23 protein-coding genes and 1 tRNA gene are annotated in these 19,381 nt (G+C 58.8%); 15 read left to right on the top strand and 9 right to left on the bottom strand.

What is annotated here, in order from left to right:
• Positions 1 to 114: 114 nt before the first annotated feature.
• Entirely contained in the window at positions 115 to 1,269 is a 1,155-nt protein-coding gene (locus tag IEX36_RS10255) for an NADH:flavin oxidoreductase/NADH oxidase (protein WP_188759226.1), read from the bottom strand.
• A gap of 128 nt (positions 1,270 to 1,397) precedes the next feature.
• Here IEX36_RS10255 and IEX36_RS10250 point away from each other — a divergent pair, with 128 nt between their 5' ends.
• From IEX36_RS10250 to IEX36_RS10230, 5 genes are all read left to right on the top strand, one after another.
• Positions 1,398 to 1,952, top strand: a complete 555-nt coding sequence (locus IEX36_RS10250) for a hypothetical protein (protein ID WP_229668860.1) — start codon at positions 1,398 to 1,400, stop codon at positions 1,950 to 1,952.
• A 4-nt stretch (positions 1,953 to 1,956) separates the two neighbouring features.
• Positions 1,957 to 2,265, top strand: coding sequence for an ASCH domain-containing protein (locus IEX36_RS10245; RefSeq protein ID WP_188759224.1), 309 nt, complete (start codon positions 1,957 to 1,959; stop codon positions 2,263 to 2,265).
• Between the two features lie 83 nt (positions 2,266 to 2,348).
• On the top strand, positions 2,349 to 3,053 hold the full coding sequence (locus IEX36_RS10240) for a hypothetical protein (protein ID WP_188759223.1): 705 nt from the start codon (positions 2,349 to 2,351) through the stop codon (positions 3,051 to 3,053).
• Between the two features lie 579 nt (positions 3,054 to 3,632).
• The gene (locus IEX36_RS10235; RefSeq protein ID WP_188759937.1) at positions 3,633 to 3,968 is read left to right on the top strand and encodes a septal ring lytic transglycosylase RlpA family protein; all 336 of its coding nucleotides are present in this window, start codon (positions 3,633 to 3,635) and stop codon (positions 3,966 to 3,968) included.
• A gap of 76 nt (positions 3,969 to 4,044) precedes the next feature.
• Positions 4,045 to 5,625 (top strand): carboxylesterase/lipase family protein, encoded by a 1,581-nt coding sequence (locus tag IEX36_RS10230; protein WP_188759222.1) that lies wholly within the window; start codon positions 4,045 to 4,047, stop codon positions 5,623 to 5,625.
• Between the two features lie 163 nt (positions 5,626 to 5,788).
• Here IEX36_RS10230 and IEX36_RS10225 read toward each other — a convergent pair whose 3' ends face one another.
• A complete protein-coding gene (locus tag IEX36_RS10225) occupies positions 5,789 to 6,043 on the bottom strand; it encodes a hypothetical protein (protein ID WP_188759221.1) in 255 nt (84 codons plus the stop codon).
• 90 nt (positions 6,044 to 6,133) lie between these two features.
• On the opposite strand from IEX36_RS10225, the gene IEX36_RS10220 reads away from it, so the two are divergent.
• On the top strand, positions 6,134 to 6,394 hold the full coding sequence (locus tag IEX36_RS10220; RefSeq protein ID WP_188759220.1) for a DUF2829 domain-containing protein: 261 nt from the start codon (positions 6,134 to 6,136) through the stop codon (positions 6,392 to 6,394).
• A gap of 131 nt (positions 6,395 to 6,525) precedes the next feature.
• On the opposite strand, the gene IEX36_RS10215 is transcribed toward IEX36_RS10220, so the two are convergent.
• A tRNA-Leu gene (locus IEX36_RS10215) sits at positions 6,526 to 6,612 on the bottom strand.
• Between the two features lie 158 nt (positions 6,613 to 6,770).
• Between IEX36_RS10215 and IEX36_RS10210 the strand changes: the two genes are divergently transcribed.
• The gene (locus IEX36_RS10210; RefSeq protein ID WP_188759936.1) at positions 6,771 to 7,034 is read left to right on the top strand and encodes a hypothetical protein; all 264 of its coding nucleotides are present in this window, start codon (positions 6,771 to 6,773) and stop codon (positions 7,032 to 7,034) included.
• On the opposite strand, the gene IEX36_RS10205 is transcribed toward IEX36_RS10210, so the two are convergent.
• Complete coding sequence (locus IEX36_RS10205; RefSeq protein WP_188759219.1) at positions 7,031 to 7,570, bottom strand: response regulator; 540 nt, start codon at positions 7,568 to 7,570, stop codon at positions 7,031 to 7,033. The two genes, IEX36_RS10210 and IEX36_RS10205, sit on opposite strands and share 4 nt — an antisense overlap.
• A gap of 183 nt (positions 7,571 to 7,753) precedes the next feature.
• Here IEX36_RS10205 and infC point away from each other — a divergent pair, with 183 nt between their 5' ends.
• The 3 genes from infC (at position 7,754) to IEX36_RS10190 (ending at position 10,174) form a co-directional block, all read left to right on the top strand.
• Entirely contained in the window at positions 7,754 to 8,380 is a 627-nt protein-coding gene (gene infC, locus IEX36_RS10200; protein WP_317891458.1) for a translation initiation factor IF-3, read from the top strand.
• A gap of 568 nt (positions 8,381 to 8,948) precedes the next feature.
• Positions 8,949 to 9,128 (top strand): hypothetical protein, encoded by a 180-nt coding sequence (locus tag IEX36_RS10195; RefSeq protein WP_188759218.1) that lies wholly within the window; start codon positions 8,949 to 8,951, stop codon positions 9,126 to 9,128.
• Positions 9,129 to 9,424: 296 nt separating this feature from the next.
• The gene (locus IEX36_RS10190) at positions 9,425 to 10,174 is read left to right on the top strand and encodes a hypothetical protein (RefSeq protein WP_229668859.1); all 750 of its coding nucleotides are present in this window, start codon (positions 9,425 to 9,427) and stop codon (positions 10,172 to 10,174) included.
• Between the two features lie 96 nt (positions 10,175 to 10,270).
• Here IEX36_RS10190 and IEX36_RS10185 read toward each other — a convergent pair whose 3' ends face one another.
• Positions 10,271 to 12,205: a 30S ribosomal protein S1 gene (locus IEX36_RS10185; protein WP_188759216.1), complete on the bottom strand. Its 1,935-nt coding sequence runs from the start codon at positions 12,203 to 12,205 to the stop codon at positions 10,271 to 10,273.
• A gap of 274 nt (positions 12,206 to 12,479) precedes the next feature.
• Here IEX36_RS10185 and IEX36_RS10180 point away from each other — a divergent pair, with 274 nt between their 5' ends.
• Positions 12,480 to 13,055, top strand: a complete 576-nt coding sequence (locus tag IEX36_RS10180; RefSeq protein WP_188759215.1) for an HIT family protein — start codon at positions 12,480 to 12,482, stop codon at positions 13,053 to 13,055.
• Positions 13,056 to 13,130: 75 nt separating this feature from the next.
• Positions 13,131 to 13,457, top strand: coding sequence for a hypothetical protein (locus tag IEX36_RS10175; protein WP_188759214.1), 327 nt, complete (start codon positions 13,131 to 13,133; stop codon positions 13,455 to 13,457).
• Between the two features lie 100 nt (positions 13,458 to 13,557).
• Here the strand turns inward: IEX36_RS10175 and IEX36_RS10170 are convergent, their stop codons facing one another.
• From IEX36_RS10170 to IEX36_RS10160, 3 genes are all read right to left on the bottom strand, one after another.
• Positions 13,558 to 14,061: a nuclear transport factor 2 family protein gene (locus tag IEX36_RS10170; RefSeq protein WP_229668858.1), complete on the bottom strand. Its 504-nt coding sequence runs from the start codon at positions 14,059 to 14,061 to the stop codon at positions 13,558 to 13,560.
• A gap of 181 nt (positions 14,062 to 14,242) precedes the next feature.
• Positions 14,243 to 14,530 (bottom strand): putative quinol monooxygenase, encoded by a 288-nt coding sequence (locus tag IEX36_RS10165; protein WP_188759212.1) that lies wholly within the window; start codon positions 14,528 to 14,530, stop codon positions 14,243 to 14,245.
• A 10-nt stretch (positions 14,531 to 14,540) separates the two neighbouring features.
• Positions 14,541 to 15,851 (bottom strand): adenylosuccinate synthase, encoded by a 1,311-nt coding sequence (locus tag IEX36_RS10160; protein WP_188759211.1) that lies wholly within the window; start codon positions 15,849 to 15,851, stop codon positions 14,541 to 14,543.
• A gap of 128 nt (positions 15,852 to 15,979) precedes the next feature.
• Here IEX36_RS10160 and IEX36_RS10155 point away from each other — a divergent pair, with 128 nt between their 5' ends.
• The gene (locus IEX36_RS10155; RefSeq protein ID WP_188759210.1) at positions 15,980 to 16,528 is read left to right on the top strand and encodes a monooxygenase family protein; all 549 of its coding nucleotides are present in this window, start codon (positions 15,980 to 15,982) and stop codon (positions 16,526 to 16,528) included.
• Here IEX36_RS10155 and IEX36_RS10150 read toward each other — a convergent pair.
• Entirely contained in the window at positions 16,464 to 17,540 is a 1,077-nt protein-coding gene (locus tag IEX36_RS10150) for a VWA domain-containing protein (protein ID WP_188759209.1), read from the bottom strand. The genes IEX36_RS10155 and IEX36_RS10150 overlap by 65 nt on opposite strands.
• 182 nt (positions 17,541 to 17,722) lie before the next feature.
• Here IEX36_RS10150 and mutM point away from each other — a divergent pair, with 182 nt between their 5' ends.
• A complete protein-coding gene (mutM, locus tag IEX36_RS10145; protein ID WP_188759208.1) occupies positions 17,723 to 18,541 on the top strand; it encodes a bifunctional DNA-formamidopyrimidine glycosylase/DNA-(apurinic or apyrimidinic site) lyase in 819 nt (272 codons plus the stop codon).
• A gap of 112 nt (positions 18,542 to 18,653) precedes the next feature.
• Positions 18,654 to 19,322 carry a class I SAM-dependent methyltransferase gene (locus IEX36_RS10140; protein ID WP_188759934.1) on the top strand — a complete coding sequence of 223 codons (669 nt, stop codon included), beginning with the start codon at positions 18,654 to 18,656 and terminating at the stop codon, positions 19,320 to 19,322.
• Positions 19,323 to 19,381: the final 59 nt, after the last annotated feature.

Here is a 19,381-nt window from a genome sequence, read left to right as displayed (position 1 = left end):
GAAGCTCCGTGCGCGCGAGCGATGCGGGATGCTGTCGTCCGGCTGCATGTAAGTATAGGCCACCAGACGCGGGATGACTGGCATTTATTTGACGCAGCACACAACTCTTGCAACTTAAGCCGTTGGTGTCGAGACCGGCCGGCGCGTCTCTGGCTTGGTGCGCGCCGCGCGCAGATACTGCACCGGCCACGCAATCTGCTGCTGCAACTGCTCCGCAGCATGGAGCGGCCAGTACGGATCGCGTAACATCTCTCGCGCCAGCAGGACCAGGCTTGCCTGGTCATTGCGAACAATCTGGTCAGCCTGCGCTGGAGCGGTAAGCATCCCCACCGCACCCGTCGCAATCCCTGCCTCATGATGAATGGTCTCCGAATGCGTCACCTGATAGCCCGGCCCGAGAGGAATCTGCTGTGCCGGATGGTTCCCTCCGGTCGAAACATCAATCAGGTCCACGCCGGCCTCCTTCAGCAGCCTGGCAAAGGACACCGACTCCGGCAGCGTCCAGCTCGCGCCCAGAGATTCCGGTGCCCAGTCCGTAGCCGAGATGCGAACGAAGACGGGCAGGTGTTGCGGCCATATCGCCCGCACGGCTCGGACAACCTCAAGCGGAAAGCGCACTCTGTTCTCAAACGAGCCACCATACTTGTCGGTGCGATGATTGGAGAGCGGCGAGAGAAACTCGTGCAGCAGATACCCATGGGCTGCATGGATCTCCACCACATCGAAGCCAGCCGACAAGGCCCGCTTTGCCGCGGAAGCAAAGTCGGCAACGACCTTCTCCAGTCCAGCAGAGTCCAACTCCACAGGCATCGGGTAGGCATCGGCAAACCGTATCGCCGAAGGAGCCACCGCCTGCCATCCGCCATCCGCAGAAGCAACAGTGTGGGTCTTCTCCCACGGCACAGCCATACTCGCTTTACGTCCGGCGTGTGCCAATTGCATTCCCGCATACGCTCCCTGTTGGTGGAGGAAGTCCGTGATGCGCCTGAACGCAGGGATGTGTTCATCCTTCCAGATACCGAGGTCGCCCGGACTGATACGTCCCTCCGGACTGACGGCGGTCGCCTCGGTCATAACGAGCCCTGCGCCGCCGACAGCGCGGCTGCCCAGGTGGACCAGGTGCCAATCGCTGGCAAAGCCGTCAGCCGAGGAGTACTCGCACATCGGCGAAACCGCGATGCGGTTGGGAAGAGTTAAATTGCGTAGTTTCAAGGGGGCAAACAGATGGCTTGCGTTCTCGGTCACGGAGGGTTGGATGCTGGTAAGCATGGTTTAGCCAGTTTATTTTGGATAGACTGCCGCATGAACCAGATGCCCATAAATGGCGTATCGTTTCTGAAGGAAAAAGTGGAGGAAGCAGAATGAAGCGGACGCTGGCAGTGACAATGATAGTTAGTATGGCACTCCTGGCCGGTTGCCACGTCTCGTCCGATAAGCAGGGCGACAAGGAAGTAAAGATCTCGACTCCATTTGGAGGCATGCAGGTTAAGACAGATGACGCTGCCGTGCTCCAGAACATTGGCCTGCCCCAATACCCCGGTGCCACGATTGTCAAAAACGACAATGACAAGGGGGCAGCCGACGTAAACTTCAGCTTTGGCAAGTTCCAGCTGAAGGTGAACGCTGTCAGCTATCGCACAACAGACAGCCCCGAGATGGTGCAGGCTTTCTACCGCAAGGCTCTTGAAAAGTACGGTGACGTAATCGAGTGCAAGGGCAGCAAGGTAGTCGGCACGCCTGTGCAGACCTCTCAGGGCCTGACCTGCGATGACAACGGCGGCGGCCACATCAGCGTCAACGATGACAACTCCGGCAAGACCCAGCTGAAGACCGGCTCCAGGCAACATCAGCACCTCGTCGAGATCACCCCGGATGGCTCCGGAACGAAATTCGGCCTCGTCGCTCTCGACCTGCCAGGAGATATGGGCAGCCACAGCAAATCGACCGAATAGGCCCATGGTCTTCACCAAACGTCTTCGTGAGGGAGTTCGCCGAGGAGAGATTACCTGTAGCGTTCGCATCTGGATGCGGCCTCACGTAGTCGTCGGTCACCGCTATCAAATGGAAGAAGGCCAGATTGAGATCGATTCAATCACGCCCATCGGGCTGCCCGATATAACTCCGGAGCTGGCGCGTGAATCAGGCTTTCTTGGCGTCATTGACCTGCTCAAGGTCGCAAAGCATGGCCCGGGCGAGAAAATCTACCTGATCCGGTTTCACTACATCCGTCCGCGCAAAAAGCGGGTATCTGCGGTGAAGCCTTGAAGGCACGGATTCCGCGCACGCATGGAAGGTGCAGAGGCCAGTCAAGGCTTGCCCGCCCACTCCGCCTGCGGTAGCTTCAAGATATGCATCAATATTGTCACCGTTGTGGCGGCGAGCTCCCTGGCGGTGACGGCATCTCGCCATTTTGCCCCCACTGCGGTTCGCCGCAGCTCTATCTTCAGGAATATCAGCAGCAGACGAGTCTCTCCGACGGTGAAACCACCGGCACCCTCCCACCTCCGCACCCGCAGCGGGTCGAATGGAAGACCGCCATTCGCTGCGCCTTAGCCGTTGCAGCAGTTGCAATCGTGCTCAGTCTCGCATCCTCGCGCATAGCAGTGGTCTCGCCTCTGAGCTGGCTTTGGAGCATCTCCGGCTCGATCATTACCCTCGGCTTTTACCGCCGCCGCCGTCCTGAGGCCTGGATGGACGCCGCCATCGGCGCCCGGATTGGGCTTGTTGCAGGGCTGATGTTGGTGGTCGGACTGGCCGTCTCCGGAGCCATAGCTGGTCTCGTAGCCCGCTATGGCCTCCACAACATGGCCAACTTCGACGCCCAGCTCACCACCCAGCTTGGCCAGCTCCGCGACCAACTCCAGCGCAGCGGGGCCGACAGCCCCGAGCTTCCCCAAATACTCAAATTCATCACGACGCCTGAGTTCCGGTCAGGCTTCATGCTCACAGGAGTCTCCATGGCCGGTCTCTTCCTGCTGGCTCTGTCCATTTTAGGAGGAGCAGTCAGCGGAATGCTCCGCACTCGCGGCAAGACCTCGTCCTCTATAAGTTGAGGGGCGCCGTCGTCTCCAAACCCACGCGCTTTCGATCGGACACTCCCATACACTCCCAGACCACGTCATCCCGACCGGGGGTGAAGGCCGTAAAGAGACCCCCGTATTTTGCTTTTTGAACCCTGCGCTTGACCCTCTAATTCAAGGACCTTGGCGACTGCACTGAATAGGGTGCGCCGTCGGAAAAAATTGTAATATGGGGTTTTGTCGGGGTTTTCGACCGTTTAGCCAGCTAAGGCTAATCCTTTCTATAAATTGACAATTTGATCCCATCAAAACCCCGCCATCCGCCAGCTTCAAGCCACAATTTCAGGGTTGACAAACCTTTCTTGCTGTGGTCGTCTGTTGGCGTTTTTTCAGTCGAAAGTATCCCGTATCTGGCTTGAATTTCTTATACTTAAGGGTATGGAAATCTCACTCGGAAGACGTACACGAACTCTGCCAGGAGTGTACCGGACCGCCTGCACCATCGCGGCCATGGTCATCATGACAGCCTTCGCCAAGGACGCCATCCCGGTGTTCGCGCGCACCTCGCCCACCACGGCAGTCCGACGCGACCAGGAACCGACCTTGGCAAATATGGCCGCGAATGCGCCCAAGCTTCGGGTCATCGGTCGCATCAAGAGCGGTCTGGCAAGCTTTTACGGGAAGATGTTTCAGGGCCAGCCCACCGCCAGCGGCCGTCCGTTCGACATGCATGAGCTCACCGCCGCCCACCGCACGCTGCCCTTCGGCAGCAAGGTGCGGGTGACGGACCTCCGCAACAAGCGCTCCGTAGTCGTAACGATCACCGATCGCGGTCCCGTTCCCGATAGCCGGGTCATCGACCTCTCGCTTGAGGCCGCACGCCAGCTCCACATGGTCAACCGCGGCGTTACCCCTGTCCGGCTCGAACTGGTCGCCTACGACAGATAGTCTGCCCGATAAATCCGTCAGGATCTCCGTCGATCATCTAGCGGGATCACCAGTTTGCGAGTAACTTGGGGGAACGATGCCGAATCGTTCCCTCAAGCTATTTCGCGACCAACTCATTTACTTACTTGCACCTATAGCCTTTGTTTCGCTGCTGACCGTGCCCTTGGCTCGCGCTCAGATGACGATCACGACCCGCGAAGGCCGGGTCTCAGGCGCGCTCTCGCCGGACGGCTCCGTCGAAGCCTTCAAAGGAATCCCATATGCCGCACCTCCGGTAGGAGCACTGCGCTGGCAGCCGCCCCAGCCTCCGGTCGCATGGCAGGGAGTCCGCAAGGCTGATCACTTCTCCGCAAGCTGCATGCAGGTTATCCGTGGCGAGCACCTGCCCTGGACGCGGGAGTTCATGGCGCAGTATCCCATCAGCGAGGACTGCCTCTACCTGAACGTGTGGACGGCGGCCAAGCGCCCAGCCGCTCTCCGCCCAGTGCTCGTCTGGATTCACGGCGGCGGGCTGGTCGAAGGCAGCGCCGCCCCTGCGGTCTACAACGGCGAGCACCTGGCCGGGCAGGGAATCGTCGTCGTCTCGATCAACTACCGCCTCGGCGTCCTCGGCTTCCTGTCCCTTCCCGAGCTCACCAAGGAGTCGCCGCACCACGCCTCCGGAGACTACGGTCTCGAAGACATCGTCGCCGCGCTCAACTGGGTTCACCAGAACATCGCCGCCTTTGGAGGCGATCCCAGCCAGGTCACCATCGCCGGCCAATCCTCCGGCGCAGCCGCCGTCATCTACATGACCGCATCCCCACTGGCCAAAGGTCTCTTTCGCGGCGCAATCGCGGAGAGCGGCGCCTACATCTCCCCTCCCGCGACAACGACGCTGGCCGCGGCCGAAGAGCAAGGCACGAAGCTCGCCGCATCGCTCGGCCTGCACTCCCTCGAACAACTCCGCACGCTACCCGCTGCCAGCCTGATAGCCGCCCAGCAGAAGACACGCTTCCGGCCCGACGTCGACGGCTGGTTTCTCCCCGACACCATCTCCGCCATCTTCGCCCGAGGCAAGCAGAACGACGTCCCCACCATCACCGGCCTGAACGCCGACGAAGACAGCGCATCCTCAAAGTACGGAAAGCTGACTCCGGCCCAGTTCACGCAACAGGCCCACGAGCGCTACGGCGACCAGGCCGCAGAGTTTCTCAAACTCTACCCATCCGCCACTCCCGAGCAGGCCTCGCTCGCACAAAAGGCCAGCTCCCGCGACGACAACCGCGTAGCCATGTATCTATGGGCCGCCAACCGCGCGAAGACCGCGAAGACGCCCGCCTATACCTATTACTTCAATCACGCGATACCCTGGCCCGGCCATCCCGAGTTCGGCGCCTTCCACTCAGCCGAGATCCCCTACTGGTTCCGCAATCTCGACAAGCTCGACCGGCCCTTCACCCCAGCCGACCGCCAGCTCTCCCGCGAGATGTCGGCCTACTGGCTGAACTTCATCCGCACCGGCAACCCAAATGGCGCGAACCTGCCCCACTGGCGCGCATATCGCGGAGGCAGCAAAACCACGATGGAGCTCGGTTCAAAGCCGGGCCCGATTCCGGTAGCAGGCACCGAAGCATTTAATTTCTGGCAAAAGATCGAGCTGAAGACAGAAAAATGAGCACCACACGGGTGCTCATCTCATTGGAATCACTTGGTGCCGAAGGGGGGACTCGATTTATCGAGGCTCACTGAAAACACGTAAGTTACAGAAAACACGAGCCGCACGAAACGCGAAAAACGGCACTTACGCGGTATTAACACACGTATTACACACGCGGGATTCAGCGTGGCTTGCGATCAATAATGAGAAATGGAATCAGCATGGACACGAGCAGACCCGCGGTCGTTCTTGCTGAAGTATCGAATATCGGCGTGAACGCCGCCGCGAGCGCGACCAGAAAAGCGATATAGAGAAGCGAACGGTTCCAATCTACCTCGGCACTCGTCTTACCTCGGTTTTGATAAACCATCCCGATCAACGCGACCGGAATTGCAAGCCAGCTCGCCAGGTACACATTATCTTTCAGCCAGTGCATGGGGATAAGTGTACTTGCAATACCGCATGGATATGCTTTGATTAAGTTAGGTTCGTCCTTTGAAAACTTGGGGTACTACACAACATTTAAATGGATTTTTCAAAAGCCCTTGACGCTATCAAGGCGGGCAAGCGCATTGGGCGTACCGAATGGAAGAACGCCCGGTATGTATTTTTGGTGCCAGGTAGCAAGTTCGAGGTGAGCCGCGAACCGCTCAACGAGTTCTTCCCAGCAGGTACAGAGGTAGAGTATCGCCCGCACATAGACATGTGTGGTGCGGACGGAACGATAGGCACATGGTCGCCATCAATGGTCGATTTGATCGCAGAAGATTGGACAGAAGTCGAATAAACTAACCGCCCCAAGTTTTTAGAGCGTGTAACTGAATTTATGTCGTGAGATAGAACCGACTTCACACACGTATCCCACACACGTATTTTTCGATTTGCTTCCTATCCCATTCACAGCAAACAACTAATCTCTGGTGCCGAAGGGGGGACTCGAACCCCCACATCCTTGCGAATACATGGACCTGAACCATGCGCGTCTGCCAATTCCGCCACTTCGGCAGCGATCGAAGCGCCTCTGATCTTGATGACCGGGACACACTCACCGCGAAGTTTTAGTGTTACAAACAGCGGCCTCCGTGTCAAACTGCGCTCGCGCGGTACTCTCTGAGACTTCCTCAACTGGATCGCGTCTACCCTCAAGAGGTAATGTGTCTGGCATGACGGACTCGAACCACAGAAGTATCCCGGCGCTGTCCGGTGATGAGAACATACCCGAAGAGCACGCGGTCGAGATTCGCCGTCTGGCCCACGACCTCAGCAACGCACTGGAGATCATCCTCCAGACCAGCTACCTGCTCAGCACGGTCGAACTGAAGGCCCCCGCCAAAGACTGGCTCGAAATGCTCGACAGTGGAGTCAGCCGCGCCCTCGAGTTGAACCTTGCACTCCGCACCTACATCAAAGAGCACACACCAGCCTAGCGGGACCGCGAAGCCACCCGCTTTTTCGTAGCAGCCTTGGCAGGCTTCTTCGCCGGCTTTTTAGCGGCGGCTTTCTTGGCGCGAGGTCTCACCGCAGTCTTCTTAGGTGCCTTCGCTGTCGGCTTCTTCTTCCTGGAATTAACCTTGCTGCCATTCATCTTCGCCAGCTTGGCCTCATGAGCAGACATCAGGTTCTCAATCTGTTCAATCAGAATGCGCGTATGGACAGGCTTGACCAGCAGCTTGTCCGCGCCCATCTCCTGCCAGTCTTCATCAGCCACTGGAAACGCTGTCAGCAGCGCGACGGCAGGGTGGTTCGCCGCTGAGCGCGCCGCTTCGATTACCTCTCTGCCAGCCTCATCGTTCTCCATGCGCATGTCGGTGATGATCATCTGGTAGTCGTTCTTGTGCAGCATCAGCTTGCCCTCGCGCGCCGAGGCAGCAGTGTCCACCTCGAAGCCGCTGATCTCAAGCACAGCCTTCATGGTCAGCAGCACGGCCACCTCATCGTCCACCAACAGAATGCGTCGCGCCATTACGAAAACTCCTCGATGCGGTTTGCAAGTCACCATACAGCATAGCTGCAACGAACGCCAAAGGCTTTCACCGTCAAAATACGGCGTTGTCACTGGTGCTATACTTCACCTTACGGCGCGGTGGCTCCGTAGTCAGGGGTTCGCGCATCAAATTTTAACCAGGCATGGCGGAGATGAACTCCGCTGTGGAGGCGACTTATTCCACCAATCGACAAACGCTCCGCAAAGTCTTTTATCCGCACCAACGAACGTATTCGCGCACGCGAAGTCCGCGTCATCGACGAGAATGGCGAACAGCTTGGCGTCATGGCTCCCTTCGAGGCACTGAAGATCGCTCGCGAACGTTCACTCGACCTCGTCGAGATCTCCCCAAACGCCGTCCCGCCCGTCTGCAAGATCCAGGACTACGGCAAGTTCCTCTACGAGAAGGACAAGAGCGAGCGTGCCGCGCGTAAGAAGCAGAAGGTCATCACCATCAAAGAGGTCAAATTCTCGGTCACGGTAGACGAGCACGATTACCAGACCAAGAAGAACCAGGCCCTGCGCTTCCTGACGGAAGGCGACAAGGTCAAGGCTTCGCTGCGCTTCAAGGGCCGTCAGATGGCCCACCGCGACCTGGGCTACAAGATCATCAACCGTCTCATCGGCGACCTGGGCGAAGCCGCCGTCGTCGAGTTCATGCCACGCATGGAGGGCACCACGCTCCACGCCATCCTTGCTCCGGGCAAAAAGAGCGAAGCGGCTCCCAAGAAGCCAGCTCCAGCTCCGGCCGCACCTGCCTCAAATCCTCCTGCTGCCATCGAAGCCTGATCTCATAACACCCCCGCTACAGTGACCGTCTCGGTCGCGTGCGGGGGTGTCGCATTTCCTACACCCTACATCATCCATCGCATGGCGCTCTCAACGGCGAAGTACCGTTTGTGCGCCACACAAGCCTTTGCCGGCGTACGTAGGGCCTTGTAGCCCTCAAGAAAGGCCGCAAGCCTCGATCATGTGTCTACAAGCTGGCTAAAACCTGGCGTGACAGCGGTTGCTCGCCCAAATTGCAACCGATTTTGCACTTGACTGCCCTGAGGCCTCTTCACCGCCCATAAGCCGCTTCCGCACGTCTGAATCCGGAACTTTATTCCGCAAAATGCAAGCGTGAAGATGCTCCGGACGAGGGAATTGGGCACTTCCGTTCCACTACCATCATGGTCACTATGCAATGGTTTGCGTATACGATCAGTTAACTGTTACCTCGGTAACATTACACTATTTATAGTGCTGTATGTTTTTGAAACCATTGGACTTATACCCGGAGTCATCCTAGAGTACACCTAGCTGGATTGTCCAGCAAATTCGTTACTAGGTAAATACAACTTTAGGGGTAGTCATCATGAAGAACATTGTCCGCGCTTTCGTCGTTGCTCTCGCTCTCACCGGTTTCGCGGCCTCCACGCAGATCACCAACACAGCCTCGACCTCCAGCAAGGTCACGATGGCCAAAGTCAGTGCTGCCCCTGTCCCAAGCTGCCCCCCAGATGATCCCAATGCCTGTGGCATGAAGGGCTGGTAAGACCAGTTCTATTGACGTGATTGGCGGTCTGCTGGGTGGCAGACCGCCAGTAGTAATGCAAATTCTTGCAGAATTCCTTAGATTTTTCTTGTGTCCGTCCCAACTCTAGGCTACGCTTGAGGTTGCCGTAGAGGGGATCGACCATGACCGAAATGTCGGTTATACATTTCCTGACTTGCTTATCACCAATACTTTGCATTGTTGTCGTCTATCTGCTGCTGCGCTCTAAAGTGGCTCGTGCATACCTGTATTTGGTGGCTCTGCTTTCTGTAAAGGCTCTTAGCACATGTGGCCTGGTGGCTTTGCTCTATCTTGTTGGCCACGGCGTGAGCAAATACAAGCTGTACCCCATCTACTTCTACACGTATTGGTCGAGCTTCGCAGTTGAGGGTGTTCTCGCACTTTTTGTCATCTATGGCATCTTCCTGCTTGCGATGGATCCATTGCCAGGCCTGAAAAAGCTAGGCGTGCTCATCTTCCGCTGGGTCGGCGCCATCTCTATCGCAGTGGCGCTCGGGGTTGCCTTCACGCCTCATGCATCAGGCATCAAGTTCATGACGGCGACAATCACTCAGCTACAGCAAACTACGAGTATCCTCACACTCTGCTTGTTGCTATTTGTCTGCTTCGCGATTCGTCCGATGGGTCTCTCTTACCGCAGCCGTATCTTCGGAGTTAGCCTCGGTCTTGGCATGATGGCCACGGCGAGTCTCTGCACTGCCGCCATGATCTCGCACAGTGGGAACATGTATACGACGCTGAGCATCGTCTGTGTAATCGCTGAGTGCTCCGCGCTCCTCACCTGGTCGGCGTACTTCACCTTCCCGGAGCCGCAGCGCAAGATGATTCTGCTGCCGACAACATCGCCCTTCCTCCGTTGGAACCAGATCGCAATGGTTCTCGGCGACGAGCCGGGCTATGTTGCTCTTGGCGAAGTTTCCCCGGACGTCTTCGCTCCTGCCGAGCTTGAGATCATGCGCCGTGCCTCTGCCAAGATGCAGCCCGCGCTCGAACCTCCGGCCGCAATGCACTCGCTATCGGCATAGAGTTTTCAACTTCTCTTCTAAGAAGACAGACGCAATAAGCACCAACAAGAAGGCCGTCCCACTCGGGACGGCCTCCTTATTTCTTGTTGCGTTGAACTACTCGCGTTCGGACTCCGACCGCTTCCAGTTGATCAGGTCTCCCAGCGTGGTGCTGCTCGACGAGGACGACGACGAGCTGCCCTTCGGCGACTTCTCGCGCTCCTTGTAGCTCTCCACCTCGGCGCGGCTGGCTTCCTCGCCCACGGCGCGAATGCTCAGGCCAACCTTCTTCTCTTCCTGATTCATCTTGACGATCTTGAACTCGTGCTCCGAGTCCACATCCAGATGCACAGGGTGGTTGCTCTGGTCGACTGCCTCCGACACATGGCACAGGCCCTCGACGCCTTCAGCAATCTCAACAAAAGCGCCGAACTGCGCCGTGCGCAGGACCTTGCCCTTGATGACATCGCCCACGCGGTGTTGTGCGAAGAACGTATCCCACACATCCGGCTGAAGCTGCTTGACGCCGAGTGACAGGCGGCGGTTTTCCGGCTCAACGCCCAGAACAATCGCCTTCACCTTCTCGCCCTTCTTGAGAACCTCAGAAGGATGCTTGATGCGCTTGGTCCAGCTCAGGTTCGAGACGTGAACCAGGCCATCGATGCCATCCTCGATCTCAATGAAGGCACCGAAGTCGGTCAGGTTGCGCACGCGACCCTCGACGATCGAGCCGGTAGGATACTTGTCCTCTAGCTGCTCCCAGGGATTGTCCTGAAGCTGCTTCATGCCAAGCGAGATGCGGCGATCCGACGGGTTCACGCTCAGAATGATCGTGTCAACCTCGTCGTTGGGCTTGACCAGCTTCGAAGGATGCTTCATCCGCTTCGACCAGGTCATCTCCGAAACGTGGACGAGGCCTTCGATGCCCTGTTCCAGCTCGACAAACGCGCCGTAGTCGGTCACAGAAAGCACGCGACCGCGCACCTGCGCGCCAATCGGATAACGCTCGATCGCGTCCAACCATGGATCAGGCGTCAACTGCTTGAAGCCAAGCGAGACGCGCTGCTTATCCTTATCGAACTTCAGCACCTTCACCTGAATCTCGTCGCCGACGTTGACCAGGTCACGGGGATGCGTCAGCCGTCCCCAGCTCATATCGGTGATATGCAGCAAGCCATCGAGGCCGCCCAGATCAACGAACGCGCCGTAGTCGGTCAGGTTCTTCACGGTGCCCGTCAGCACGCTGCCCTCTTCAAGCGTCTGGAGCGTGACGGACTTCTTCTCGTTCTGCTCCTCTTCGAGCATTTCCTTACGAGAGATCACGACATTGCCGCGCTTCTTATTCAGCTTGATGACGCGGACTTCGATCTCGGTGCCGATGTACCCGTCCAGATTGCGGACCGGGCGAATCTCCACCTGCGACCCAGGCAGAAATGCCTTGATGCCGATGTCCACGGTCAGACCGCCCTTGACGCGGCTGAGCACCAGGCCCTTCACCGGGGTCTTGTCGGTCGCGGCCTGTTCGAGCTTGTCCCAAACCTTGTGGCGCAACGCTTTCTCGTAGCTGACGAGATATCCGCCCTCTGGTTCCTCGCGCTCGACGACCACTTCGACGACATCGCCGGCCTGGAACTTCGGCACGCCGTTAATGTCCAGTACCTGGTCAAGCGGAATAAGGCCCTCGGACTTCAGTCCGATATCGACGACCACATGCTTATCGGTGATCTTGATGACAGTTCCGTTGACGATCACCTCTTCGGCGGTCAGCGTCTGTGCAGCTGCGGACTCAGCGGCCTGCTCGCGGTCAAAGTTGGCGAGTGCCGCGGCGAAGTCTGCTGCGTCATAATTCAGGTCGTCGTCGGAGATCTCTGCGGCAGCCGTCACCGTAGCGGTGTGGCCATGCGCAGCGGATGCTTCATGGGCGGTCTCATGGGTCTGGGTTGAGGTGGAATCAGACAGCGCGGTATGCTCCGCTGTCGCTTCGGGCGCGAGGACTTCGGTTTCGGTGGTCAGGGGTTTGCTCTCGTTATGATCGGAATGGTTGTCTGGCATGTGTACGCGGACTCCGGGATCCAGTGGACCCATCCCATCCGGACGTCGGTTGTGGCGGAGACGATGAGGCGGCCGGCTGGTTTGGCTGGCCGTTTTTCATCCCCGGAACAGCTTGGGCGGGAAGAGATGAATCAGGTCTTGCTTTGAATCCATTGCCTGGCTCCCACACGCAATGGCTCACAGATAAAGGATAGAACTTTGGCCTACCCGAGTCAACAAACGTGCGGCGAATTCACTAGGCTTCTACATTCTTCCCGCCGCTATACTCCTCGATATGGATCGTCTCTGGACCCCCTGGCGTTACAACTATGTGACTCAAGCCGAACCTCAGGCACGCACCGGGGTTCCACCCGCGCTGAATGCCTGGCCACCATCGGAGGCCGAGGATCGCCACTGTGTCTTCTGCAACATGGTTGCCGCCACCGACTACGCCATTGCCCGTGGAATGCAGCGCGACGACGCAGAGAAGGCAGCCAACATCGTCCATCGCGGTCTGCACTGCTTTGTGTGCTTGAATGCGTATCCATATTCAACCGGGCACGTGCTCATCTCGCCGTACCGGCACGTCGACTCGCTCGCGAAGCTCTCGCCGGAGGAAGCGCACGAGTTGATTGAGATCGCACAGCGCGCCGAAACAGTGTTACGGGAGGTCTATCGCCCAAGTGGTCTGAACATTGGTTTGAACCTGGGTGAAGCGGCAGGTGCAGGGGTCGCCGGACACCTTCACCTGCACGCTCTGCCACGCTGGACGGGCGACACAAATTTTATGACTGTCACTGCAGAAACTCGTGTACTTCCCGAGGCACTGGATGTAACATGGACGAAATTGCGGAGCGCGTTCCGCAGTTGATACAACCAACATGCACGTCAAGCCCATCGAAAGTTAGTAAGAAGGCGACGACTACTCGCCAGTATCGAGGGTCCAATGACATCGTTGCAGAGCACCTCCCCCGCCTCTCTTAGGTCAGGTTCCCCGTCTGTACGCGAACACCGCGGCGGCTTGGTTTCTGATCAGCGTCCTTACATTATTAACGGTCAACGTCGTAAGCCTGCTTCCTCTGTGCAGCAATATCTCTCCCTGTTTCCTCACGAGGCCGAAGATGCGCGCCTCACCGGTTCGACTCGCTCGCTTTTTCGCAGGCTGTTGGCTTTGAATCTTCCCAATGCCCAGGCAGATGTGAATGTCTCGCAGGAGCTTAAATGCGAGATCATTCAGGGTCTTTTCGGACGTTCGCGCTCGAAGATTGCCTGAACCCTACTCTGGTTGTTTGAACCTTGAAAAGTGAAGAGGCCTCGCCACTGGCGAGGCCTTTCGCTTTGCACCAATCTCATTCCATGACGCGCGCGGAGAACTAAGGCTGCGACGCTGAAGGCGGTGCGCTGCTGGCGTCTTCACGATGGTGGTGCATATCTCGCGAAGGCACGCGTGTCGCCTCAAAGCTGGTGATCTTCCAGACCCCATTCGGCTGCCGCTGGTAAACCCGCGTGTACCGATAGGTGCCTTGGATCGTGACGCCGTCATTTGTTCCCGTTACATCGGCGCGCGAGGTCACAATGGCGATGGCGCCCACCAGCTTAATCTGCATATCGCCCAGGTCAATCCGTGTCAGCACGACGCGGTGGTCGCGCACGCGGCTCAACTGCTGCGCCTTCGTGCTCACCTGTCCTGTCATCGAGATGCCGATGTAGTCGTCAGAGAGCATCTTGTCCATGGTGGCAATGTCGCCTGCCAACCGGGCCGTACGCCATTGTTCTTCAAGCGCCTCGACCTGCTTTTTGGCATCATGTTTCCGCTCGTGCAGGCCTTGATTGGCAAAAGCTGGCCGCGCCGCTTGTCCCACTGTTGCCAGTAACACCGTGGCCGCCACCAGAGAGCCCCGAATTGGACGACCACTGAACCTCATAGGCGTACCGGATGGTAGACCGATTTAGCTCCTCAAGTCAAAACAACTTTCGTGGCATCTCGTTACCAGTCTCTTTATTAGACGCTCAGAGGACGCAACCGCGCTGTACGAGCACTGGCCGACGAAAATCGCATTAACAGATCGCAGCCAGGTCTTCCATCTCGCGGCCAAGCATCTTTTGGTACAGCCCACCCGCCGCATACTTCTGGAAGTGCGCCGACGCGCGATGATGGTCCAGCGCCGCCTCGTCCACATATTGCTCATACAGCAGCACCGTGCAGGGTTCGCCTTCGACGAAGTGCGGAATATAGCTGATGCAGCCCTCTTCCTTCCGGGTCTCCTCGGTCAGCTTCCGCAGAATCGCGGCAATCTCCGCCTGGTCTTCATGCTCGAACTTCATCCGGACAGTAAAGCTCACCATACAGCCTCGCTTATGCCTTCAGCGCTTCTTCAAACGCAGGCAGGTTCATCGTCTGTTCACGGTCAGGCCCAGTCGAAACCATGCCGATCTTCGCACCCGATTCCTTCTCGATAAAGTGCAGGTACTCCTGCGCCAGCTTCGGCAGCTTGTCGAACTCCGTGATGCCCTCGGTCGAAGCCTGCCAGCCCTTCAGCTTCGTATAGATCGGCTCAATCGCGTCAAACCCGCGCATGTCCGCGGGAATCACGTCTGTGACCTTGCCATCGATCTTGTACCCGGTGCACACAGGAATCTCCGCGCACTCGTCCATCACGTCCATCTTGGTTACGACCAGCCACTCTGTGCCATTAATCATATTGCTGTAACGCAGCAGCGGCAGGTCCAGCCATCCGCAACGCCGCGGACGCCCCGTCACCGCACCATACTCCTGCCCGCGCGCCCGTAGCAGGTCGGCCGTATCGTCATGAATCTCGGTCGGGAACGGCCCTTCACCCACGCGCGTCACATAAGCCTTCGTCACGCCGATCACTGTGCCAATCTGCGTCGGGCCCACGCCCGTACCCGTCACCGCGCCGCCAGCCGTAGCCGACGAAGACGTCACAAACGGATACGTCCCATGGTCGATATCCAGCAGCGCGCCCTGCGCTCCCTCAAACATCACCTTCTCGCCATTGCGAATCGCATCGTTCAGCATCACGGCCGTGTCGGTCACGAACGGAGCTACCTGCTCCGCCGCGCGCGCGTACTCCTCATACATCGTCTTCGGGTCCAGCGGCTCGGTACCGAAAAGAGCATGAGCGATCGTGTTCTTCTCATGGCAGGCATTTTCGATGTGCGTCCGCAGCAGCGCCGAGTTCAGCAGATCGACCACGCGCAGCCCGCTGCGATGCATCTTGTCCTCATAGGCCGGACCAATGCCGCGACTGGTCGTGCCAATCTTCGTGCGCCCCGGCGCATTCTCCGCCGCCAGCTCAATCATGCGGTGATAGGGCAGAATCACCTGCGCGCGGTTCGACACAAAGAGCTGCCCATCCACCGGAAGCCCCGCATCTTTCAGCTTCTTCACCTCGTTCAAAAAGGCCATCGGGTCCAGCACCACGCCATTGCCGATCACGCCCTTGCACCCCGGCCGCAACACGCCGCACGGAATCAACTGGAGAACGAACTTCTTGCCCTGAATAATGACGGTATGCCCGGCATTGTGGCCGCCCGCGTAACGCGCTACCACGGAGAACTTCTCCGACAGCACGTCCACAATCTTGCCTTTGCCTTCATCGCCCCACTGGGCACCCAAAATAACCGCTGATCTCGGTTGAGTCACTTGAGGTAAATTCTCCGAAAAGGATTGGTACGGCCGGAAGTCGCGCAACCTGGTCGATCGCGCGCTTACATCTAATGATATCGTGTCCGAGTCCCCAGTGACTGCATCGAATAGCCGGAGCCGATACCATGCCAGCCAAAGTCAACCGCCAGACCGTCGATCTCTCCGCATATCCCGACCTTGTCGTCATCTATCTGGGAATGCGCGTCAAGCGCCTCACCGGCCTCAAGACCCTGATAGGCCAGGGCCCGGAGATTGCCAAATCTGTAGAAGCCCGTCCCGACGGCCTTCTCCTGCACGAAAACTTCCTCTTCTCGCTGTTTCCCACTCACGCAGGAATGCGTCAGTATTGGCGCGATCTGGACTCGCTGCTGCGCTGGACGCGCTCGGAGCCGCACCGCATCTGGTGGACAAACTTTCTCAAAGATTCCGGAGGCACCGGCTTCTGGCACGAAACCTATCTGCGCAAGGGCGGCATGGAGGGCGTCTATGTCGACGTGCCAGTCAAAATAGGCTTCATGCACTTCGCCCCGATCGTTCCAGCGCGAGGCCCCATGTTCTCGGCCGCCCACCGCGCGAGCCAGTCACAGCCAGGCGACCTGAAGCCAGCCATCAGTGAAGAAGAACTCTACTCGACGGAGTCTGAGCGTAGTAGCCGGTCCGTGTCCGGGCAATAAGTCCCGCGCGGTTCACCTGCACCACGATGCTGTGGTACTCATCCGGCTTCTCCGCCGGCGCCATCTGCAATTGCAGCACGTAATATCCATCGGCATCGGCAACACACCGCGCAATCTCGCCCGCGATATCGTTGCTCGAATTCAGCACCATGCCTCCGCTCTGCACCGCCAGCACCTGCAGCGCCAGGTTGCCCGACTGCACATTATTGATCTTCTTCACGCCATCGAGAAATGACTTGTAGTAGAACTGCTGCGTCGATCCCGCATCCGACATGCCCAGCGGATCGACCGCATACAGCGTGATCTCAGCCCGCCGCAGCAGCGCCGACATGGCCACTACATTCCGGAAGAGTCCGTTCAGCTCTCTGTTCGTCATCTCGATATTCGGTCCGGAGAGCATCGGCCATCCCGGGCTGATCCACACCACCAGCTTGCGCCCCGGCGTGCGCGCCTCTGCATCGGTCAGCGACTCCAGCGTCTGCAGCGAAAGCTGATATCGCTCAGCCGCGCCATAGAATCCCGCCGACCGGCGAATCGTGCGCATCCTCGCCTCGTGCGAGTCCAGGGTCGCCAGCAGCGCAGCACCATCTGCCGAGGGCGCATTCTGCATCTGAACTCCGTTATCGCTGAAGAAAGCCAGCGTAATCGGCTGCGTCATCTTGCCACCGTTCTGCATGAAGAAATTCTTCAACTGCTCGCGCTCATAGGCAACCACGCTGTACGCCGTGTTCACCTCGTCCACCAGCAGAATCACCTTCACCGGATCGCTGCTATTCGGCTCAACCTCGCGGAACGAGTCCACCTTCTGCGGCTTCTTGTTATCGAACACCGCAAAGTCCTGCTGGTGCAGCCCCCGCACCAATTTGCCAGACTTGTCCGTCACGGCCACATTCAGCGTCAACGTGGTTTCGGGCGCCGCTTCCGTCGTTTGCTGATTCGCAGCCTCAGGCTGTTGTGCCAGGGCAGTGAGAGAAAGGCACAGCAGACACAGCCACGTTCCATAGCTCTTCATCGCAGTCTCCCCGCTGGCGTCGCAGCGTCGCTTCCGCACGAAAGCGAAGCACCGTAAACCGCCGCGCCAAGCCACTACATCCTACAGCTTTCCCCCCGCAGCCGCTGCGACAATCCAAGGCTCAAGGCAAAGTTGGGTGGTGAGTGCGGTTTTACCCGACCACCTATACTTGCACCATCGCCATGCCCGAACTTCCCGAAGTAGAGACCATCGCCAACGGCGTCCACCAGCGCACCCACGGCCAGACCATCCTCGCCGTCTGGACCAGCAACAAACCCCAGACCTTCAAGTCGCCCCCCGCGCAAATCGCCGAAGTCCTCACCCAGTCGCGCATCGACCGCGTCCACCGCGTCGGCAAGACCATCGTCCTCGACCTCACGCATGGCCAGCGTCCGGCGCAGTTCCTCGTGCATCTCGGCATGACCGGCCGCCTGCTCGTCTCCACGCCCGAGACCCCGCACCCGCCCCACACCCACGCCATCCTCACGCTCGACGGCGGCCCAGATGGAATCAAAGAACTCCGCTTCGTCGACCCGCGCCGCTTCGGCCGCCTCTCCGTCACCGAGGCCGAGTACACAGGCCCAGGCCGCGAGCCGCTCACCATCTCCATCGAAGACTTCATCGCGCTCTTCCGCAAACGCAAAACCCCCATCAAAGCCGCGTTGCTCAACCAGTCGCTGCTGCACGGCGTCGGCAACATCTACGCCGACGAAGCCTTGTTCCACGCAAAAATCCGCCCTACCCGCCACGCCGGACGCCTCACTCACGACGAGCTCACCCGCCTCCGCGCCGCGCTCATCAAAGTCCTCAAAGCCGCAATCAAACTAGGCGGCTCATCCGTCTCCGATTATGTCGACGCCGAAGGTGTAGCCGGCTTCTTCCAACTCCACCACCACGTCTACAGCCGCACCGGCGAACCCTGCCGCGTCTGCAAAACCCCCATCAAGCGCATCGTCCTCGCAGGCCGCAGCACTCACTACTGCCCCAGCTGCCAGAAGTGAAGAGAAGCGGTAAGAGCGCATCTCCAGTTGGCCGGTTACCCCGCCAAAACCCCACGCACGGTATAAACTTGCGGGCTGAGGTGATCTCCGTCCGAGATGGAGAGAGGTGAGGATGACTCTGCAGGAGCAGTTCGGGCAGATTGATGTCTACCTGTTCGACCAGATATTGCGAGGGAATATCTCGCCGGGGATGCGGGTGGTGGACGCGGGGTGCGGCGGCGGCCGGAATATTCAATATCTGCTGCGCGAGGGGTATCAGGTCTTCGGCGTGGATGTAAGCGCCGAAGCGGTCGCAGCGGTGCGGAAGATGGCAAGTGAGCTGGCGCCGGGACTGTCGGCTGAGAACTTCCAGGTGGCCCGTGTAGAGGCAATGCCGTTCACAGATGAGTTTGCTGACGTAGTGGTGTGCCACTCGGTGCTGCACTTTGCGCAGGATGAGGCGCAACTGGAGGCGATGGTGCGAGAGCTGTGGCGTGTGCTGCGGCCGGGCGGGATGCTGTTCTGCCGGCTAGCGTCGACGATCGGCGCGGTGCCAGGGATGGCGTTCGAGCCGCGCGGCGGACGGCGCTTCCGAATGTCACATGGGGTAGAGTGGCTGCTGGTGGACGAAGCGCTGTTGATGGAACTAACGCGCACCCTGGGCGGCGAACTGGTGGACCCGCTCAAGACAACCGTGGTGCAGAGGCAGCGGTGCATGACAACGTGGGTGCTGAAGAAGAAGGCGCAGCAAGGGGAGGAGCGGACGTTCGTCAGCTCGGGAATGCCGGCGCTAAGGCCTTAAAGACAAGGCGTATCGTCGGCCGGAGACCGCACGACTACCAGAAAGCAGCTTCGTTGCGA

Origin of the sequence: Edaphobacter acidisoli (assembly GCF_014642855.1) — a bacterium.
Classification (GTDB): domain Bacteria; phylum Acidobacteriota; class Terriglobia; order Terriglobales; family Acidobacteriaceae; genus Edaphobacter; species Edaphobacter acidisoli.
This window is presented reverse-complemented; position numbering and strand designations above follow the sequence as displayed.

Bases quoted from the DNA above. Each gene is read 5' to 3' on its own strand.
- IEX36_RS10255 (WP_188759226.1), bottom strand. From the start codon at position 1,269: ATGCTTACCAGCATCCAACCCTCCGTGACCGAGAACGCAAGCCATCTG.
- IEX36_RS10250 (WP_229668860.1), top strand. From the start codon at position 1,398: ATGGCACTCCTGGCCGGTTGCCACGTCTCGTCCGATAAGCAGGGCGAC.
- IEX36_RS10245 (WP_188759224.1), top strand. From the start codon at position 1,957: ATGGTCTTCACCAAACGTCTTCGTGAGGGAGTTCGCCGAGGAGAGATT.
- IEX36_RS10240 (WP_188759223.1), top strand. From the start codon at position 2,349: ATGCATCAATATTGTCACCGTTGTGGCGGCGAGCTCCCTGGCGGTGAC.
- IEX36_RS10235 (WP_188759937.1), top strand. From the start codon at position 3,633: ATGGCCGCGAATGCGCCCAAGCTTCGGGTCATCGGTCGCATCAAGAGC.
- IEX36_RS10230 (WP_188759222.1), top strand. From the start codon at position 4,045: ATGCCGAATCGTTCCCTCAAGCTATTTCGCGACCAACTCATTTACTTA.
- IEX36_RS10225 (WP_188759221.1), bottom strand. From the start codon at position 6,043: ATGCACTGGCTGAAAGATAATGTGTACCTGGCGAGCTGGCTTGCAATT.
- IEX36_RS10220 (WP_188759220.1), top strand. From the start codon at position 6,134: ATGGATTTTTCAAAAGCCCTTGACGCTATCAAGGCGGGCAAGCGCATT.
- IEX36_RS10210 (WP_188759936.1), top strand. From the start codon at position 6,771: ATGACGGACTCGAACCACAGAAGTATCCCGGCGCTGTCCGGTGATGAG.
- IEX36_RS10205 (WP_188759219.1), bottom strand. From the start codon at position 7,570: ATGGCGCGACGCATTCTGTTGGTGGACGATGAGGTGGCCGTGCTGCTG.
- IEX36_RS10195 (WP_188759218.1), top strand. From the start codon at position 8,949: ATGAAGAACATTGTCCGCGCTTTCGTCGTTGCTCTCGCTCTCACCGGT.
- IEX36_RS10185 (WP_188759216.1), bottom strand. From the start codon at position 12,205: ATGCCAGACAACCATTCCGATCATAACGAGAGCAAACCCCTGACCACC.
- IEX36_RS10180 (WP_188759215.1), top strand. From the start codon at position 12,480: ATGGATCGTCTCTGGACCCCCTGGCGTTACAACTATGTGACTCAAGCC.
- IEX36_RS10175 (WP_188759214.1), top strand. From the start codon at position 13,131: ATGACATCGTTGCAGAGCACCTCCCCCGCCTCTCTTAGGTCAGGTTCC.
- IEX36_RS10165 (WP_188759212.1), bottom strand. From the start codon at position 14,530: ATGGTGAGCTTTACTGTCCGGATGAAGTTCGAGCATGAAGACCAGGCG.
- IEX36_RS10155 (WP_188759210.1), top strand. From the start codon at position 15,980: ATGCCAGCCAAAGTCAACCGCCAGACCGTCGATCTCTCCGCATATCCC.
- IEX36_RS10150 (WP_188759209.1), bottom strand. From the start codon at position 17,540: ATGAAGAGCTATGGAACGTGGCTGTGTCTGCTGTGCCTTTCTCTCACT.
- mutM (WP_188759208.1), top strand. From the start codon at position 17,723: ATGCCCGAACTTCCCGAAGTAGAGACCATCGCCAACGGCGTCCACCAG.
- IEX36_RS10140 (WP_188759934.1), top strand. From the start codon at position 18,654: ATGACTCTGCAGGAGCAGTTCGGGCAGATTGATGTCTACCTGTTCGAC.